The sequence below is a fragment of the Chitinophaga deserti genome (genome assembly GCF_003149455.1).
In the GTDB taxonomy this organism is placed as follows: domain Bacteria; phylum Bacteroidota; class Bacteroidia; order Chitinophagales; family Chitinophagaceae; genus Chitinophaga; species Chitinophaga deserti.
The window spans coordinates 1-1,172 of the sequence record NZ_QFFK01000023.1 but is presented as its reverse complement, the minus strand read 5'-3'; the positions used below and the strand labels follow the sequence as shown (position 1 = coordinate 1,172).

At 46.0% G+C, this 1,172-nt stretch carries 1 protein-coding gene; it reads right to left on the bottom strand.

The window, feature by feature from the left end:
* Window positions 1-40: 40 nt before the first annotated feature.
* A complete protein-coding gene (locus DEV76_RS25790) occupies window positions 41-1,090 on the bottom strand; it encodes an IS481 family transposase (protein WP_109700847.1) in 1,050 nt (349 codons plus the stop codon).
* Window positions 1,091-1,172: the final 82 nt, after the last annotated feature.

Sequence of the window (1,172 nt, the reverse complement as noted above, 5' to 3'; positions counted from 1 at the left end):
TGTAATAGTTCCGATTTGCCCTGACAGTCGGGTTAAAATATTAGGCAGCTGGCGGTATATCGTCCAGCTGTTTTTCTTTGGCTAAAGGTAGTGTTTCTTCAAAAGTCTGTAAAGGTGTCCTCCCGAAGCAGTATTTGCCCGTATGGGTCCGATTACGGTTATAGTCATCCATCCAGGTGTCAAGATCCGTTTGCATTTCTTCCAGCGAATTATAAAGTTTCTTCCGGAAGGCAACGGCATAAAATTCATCTTGAACAGTCCGGTTGAATCTTTCACAAATCCCGTTAGTTTGTGGGCTCCTAGCCTTTGTCTTGCTATGATCGATGTCTTCCAGCGCCAGGTAAAGTTCGTATTCATGATGTTCACGGGCACCACAGTATTCGGTTCCCCGATCAGTCAGAACACGCAGCAAACGGACGCCGTACTCCTCGAAGAAGGGCAGAACGCGGTCATTGAGCATATCGGCAGCTATCAAAGCATGTTTGCGGTCGTACAACTTGGCAAAAGCGACCTTTGAGTAGGTGTCAATAAAGGTTTGCTGGTAGATCCTGCCGACGCCCTTAATGGTGCCGACATAGTAGGTGTCTTGGGCACCGAGATAGCCCGGGTGATGGGTCTCTATCTCCCCGTGGGCTGTTTTTTCTTCTTTGGCCCGTTCAAGGGCGATTACCTGGGTCTCGGTGAGAACCGTACCTTCGATTCCGGATTTGGCCTCCAGGGCTTTAAGGCGCTTCTTAAATGTTTCCAGGTCATGGCGTAACCAGACACATCGTACACCAGCCGGTGAAATAAAAATGCCTTGCTTTTTGAGTTCATTACTGGCCCGCAGCTGACCGTAAGCCGGTTGATCAATAGCCATTGATACGACAGCCTCCTCAATTTGTGGATCTATCCGGTTCTTAACAATGGGTTTCTTTCTACTGATCTCTTGCAGGGCCGCTTCCCCGCCTTCATCATATAACTCTTTGAACCTGTAGAAACTATCACGGCTGTAACCGAATAATTTACATGCATGGGACACATTTCCCAATTCTTCGGCTAATCTTAATAAGCCTACTTTGTTTTTAATTAACTTTACCGCTACATTCATGTCTGGCAGTTTTAAAGGGTTGATTAAAAGTGTGGTTACTTAAAATTAACCCTAACTGTCAGATTAAATCGTAGCTATTTCA

Coding starts and splice junctions, on each gene's coding strand:
- DEV76_RS25790 (WP_109700847.1), bottom strand. CDS start 1,090: ATGAATGTAGCGGTAAAGTTAATTAAAAACAAAGTAGGCTTATTAAGA.